We start from the raw sequence: 3570 nt of genomic DNA on the forward strand, positions 1-3570 counted from the left end.
CTTAACTCACTCATTCCAATGTTTGATGGACTGGCAAAAGAGGGCGTGGGACTGGCGAAAAGCATGGATAAGGCTTTTAAAGCTCCGGACATGCAGAGATTCATTTCTTATCTGAACAAAGAAGCTCCGGCGGCGTTTGCTTCATTCGGCCGATCTGCCGGGAATGTCTTACGGACAGTTTTCAATCTGATCGTAGCATTCGGACCGACCGGAAAGAGCATGACAAAATCCATCGAAGGAATGACCCAATCATGGGTGAAATGGTCAGCAAACTTGGGTTCTTCAAAGAAATTTCAGGCTTTCGTGGAGTATACAAAAACCAACGGCCCAAAATTGTTGCAGATTATCAGAAACTTTTCGGGCGGCCTGACAAAGCTGTTTACTGGATTCGCTCCTATGTCACAAGACATGATGACATCACTCGTAGATCTGACCAAGCGGTTCAATGAGTGGGCTGGCAGCGTTACGAAAACAAAAGAATTTCAATCGTTCATTGACTATATCAAAACCAACGGTCCTACAGTATGGAGCACATTGGGGCAGATCGCAAAAACTATCATCAACTTGCTTGTTGGCATGGCTCCACTCGGTAAAACGATTTTGGAGAATGTAAACGGGTTTTTGAAATTTACTAATGCAGCGATGGAAGCAAACCCGGCAATCGGGAAGTTCATTGCGGCGGGCATTTCATTAATCGGTGCGTTAAGAGCTATTGTTCCGGCGATAGTAGCCGTCAGCGCTGTTACAAACGGCTTAAAGGATTTTTTAACTGCAGCTAAATGGGTAAAAAAATTCGTCACAGGAACAGAAGGATTCACACTCGCTAAAATGATATCGCAATTGAAATCCGGCATAGTTTGGGTTGGTAAATTCATAGCAGAGTACACAGTTTTAGCGGCGAAAACAACAGCTGAAGCGGCTAGGACAGCTGCTGCTTGGACGGCTATGAAAATATCGTCGTTGATTTCTGCTCTGAAGCGCGGCATTGTACAAATGGGCTTATGGATCAAGAATATGACTGTAATGGCTGCTCAATCAATCGCAAGTGCTGCCCGTACAGCAACCGCATGGACAGCAATGAAGATCACCTCTTTTATCACAATGCTGACAAACGGGATTAAGCAGATGGGTCTTTTCATTGCCAAAATGACCGTGCTCGCAGCGCAATCCATAGCACAGGCAACCCGCATGGCAGCGGCTTGGACGGCGGCGCAGATCAGCAATTTTATATCTTTGTTGGTTGCAGGCGGTAAGCAAATGGTTTTATTCGGCCGGCAACTCGTCGTACTTGCGGCACAAGCGGCAGCACAGGCGGCACGCATGGCGGCATCATGGGTCATCGCAATGGGGCCTATCGGATGGATTACGGCGGCTGTCATCGGTCTGGTTGCCTTGATCATCGCGAATTGGGACACGGTGAAATCGGCTACAATTGCGGTATGGGGTGCTATTTCCACTTGGTTGTCTACTGTCTGGACAGGTATAAAGACGATAGCAACATCAACATGGAACGGAATAAAGTCGTTCTTCTCTAATGTCTGGAATGGTATTAAGAAGACTGCGACTTCAGTATGGAATGGCATTAAGAAGACTATTACCTCAATTTGGACAGGTCTTAAATCGGCGGCTGTCACAGTCTTTACGTATATGCGGGCCCAGATCGTTAACAGGATCATTGCGACGAGAGATAAAATGATCAGCATCTGGAATGCAATTAAGAGTAAAGTCTCGTCCATATGGAATGCTCTGAAAAGTGCTGCAGTGACTGCTTTTACCTATATGCGCGCACAAATTGTGAATCGGATTATTGCAACCAGAGACAAAATGGTCAGTTTGTGGAACGCGATAAAAAGCAAAGTGACATCTGTCTGGAATGCTTTAAAAAGTGCAGCTGTCACAGCCTTCAACTACATGCGGGCGCAAATCGTCAATAGAATTGTAGCGACAAGAGACAGAGTAATAAGCCTCTGGAATACAGTGAAAAGCAAAGTGATGTCCATTTGGAACGGCATTAAAAGCGCAGCTTCTACAGCATTCAGCTACATGAAAGCTCAAATCGTAAACCGTATCCAAGCAACAAAAGAACGTATCGTCAGCATTTGGAATGGTGTCATGAAATTTTTTAAAGGCATCAACCTCAAGTCCATTGGCCGCAACATCATACAAGGATTAATAAATGGTATCAGCGGCATGGCAGGGGCTTTAGCGAGCAAAGTGAAATCAATGGCAAATGCTATTCCAAACGGCATGAAAAAACTTCTGGGAATCCATTCTCCGTCAAGGGTAATGCGTGACCAGGTCGGCTATCACGTCGGTACTGGTATGGCGGCTGGTATTGATAAATCGCAAGGGAAAGTAAAAGCGGCCGCGGCAAAAGCAGCAAAAGCGGCTCGGAAGGCGGCTGAGGTAAAGGTATCCAACAAAATTAAGAACGCTGAAGTGAAGTATGACACCAAGAAAATGGGCGCCGATACGTATATCAAAACATTGCAGAAGATTCAGAAGCAAAACAAGCTTACCAGCGAGCAAAACCGAAAAATCCAGCGCGAGATATATCAGGCATCCAAAAGCGCCTCTGATAAGCAGAAGAAGCTTCTGAAAGAGCAGCAGCGCAAGGAAGCGAAGGCGAAACTGGCGTATACCAAGAAAGTATCAGATCAAATTAAGAAAGCTGAGGCAAAATACGATACAGGAAAAATCAGCGGGAATACCTATATCAAAACGCTTGAGAAAATCAAGAAGAAGAACAAGCTGAATTCTGACCAGCAAATAAAGGTTCAACGGGAAATCTATCAGACTCAAAAAGCGATGGCTGATAAGGCCAGAAAGCAGAAGGAAGCCGAAAAGAAAGCGGCTGACAAACTTAACAAGGGCATTCTTTCCGCAAACAATACTTATCTCTCAAAATTCAAAAGTGTGAATGATAAACTGACTGCCGATATTAAGGCGGCCAACGATGCCTATAAAAAGGAGCTGCAAGACCGAACTGATGCGCTTTATAAAGCCATCGGTCTATTTGACGATGTTTCGAGTGAAAATGTGAACGGCTCCAAGCTGACTGCAAATCTTAAAAAGCAGTTGGACAAAATTAAAACGTTCAACACTGACATTACAAAAATAGCCAACCGGGCACCGAAAGCATTTACGGATGAATTGAGAGAAATGGGTGTCGGATCAGCTGATCAGATCAATGCAATAGCCCGCATGACAGATTCGGAGCTAAATGAGTATGTCAGTCTGTGGAAAGAAAAGCACAAGCTGGCCAGTGACCAGGCTGCCCAAGAATTAACCGGGTTGAAGAACGCGACGACCAAGAAAATAAATGAATTACGATCGGCCGCAAATAAAGAACTGGCACTTCTGAAAAATGACTATCTCCGCAAAATTGGGGAGCTTACAGTTGACGTAAAACAGCTGGGTTCTCTGAAGAAAAGCGGTAAAGCCATCGGGTCAAATACAATGGCCGGCATTATTTCTGGAATGAAGAACATGAAGGGCGAGTTGGCGAAAGAAGCAAACTCCATCGCATCGACAATTGAGAAAACCATTAAGAAAAAATTGAAAATCCAC

1 protein-coding gene is annotated in these 3570 nt (G+C 44.8%); it reads left to right on the forward strand.

The window, feature by feature from the left end; all coding sequences use genetic code 11:
* Nucleotides 1-3570: phage tail protein (locus tag BGM27_RS17120; protein ID WP_254122900.1), on the forward strand; the 3570-nt coding region annotated here is incomplete at both ends.

The sequence above is a fragment of the Bacillus sp. FJAT-27001 genome (genome assembly GCF_019039175.1).
GTDB classification, from domain to species: Bacteria; Bacillota; Bacilli; order Bacillales; family Bacillaceae; genus Bacillus; species Bacillus velezensis.